Below are 215 nucleotides of genomic sequence, written 5' to 3'. Positions count from 1 at the left end.
CAATCCCCGGCAAGCAAGCTATAGCGAGCCGTCCCCTTACCATCAATCGTAAGTCCACGCTTGAGAAATGCCTCTCTGCGAGCCTTAATCTCCTCATCCGGCAGCACCCCATACCACTCCTTCGAACGATAAATCTCGGAGTCCTTATCCGTGATAAAGATGATTCGCTCCGGCGTGATGCAGCTTTTATCGTAGGGAATCCCAGCCGCCTCGCA

At 53.5% G+C, this 215-nt stretch carries 1 protein-coding gene; it reads right to left on the bottom strand.

Annotated features, from left to right (window positions below; translation table 11 throughout):
* The coding region (locus DXD25_RS17030) for a hypothetical protein (protein ID WP_187360512.1) at window positions 1–215 on the bottom strand (215 nt) is incomplete at both ends.

This window comes from Prevotella sp. TF12-30, assembly GCF_003436715.1.
Classification (GTDB): domain Bacteria; phylum Bacteroidota; class Bacteroidia; order Bacteroidales; family Bacteroidaceae; genus Prevotella; species Prevotella copri_A.
Note: the sequence above shows the minus strand (reverse complement) of the source record. Positions and strands in the feature narration are given on the sequence as shown.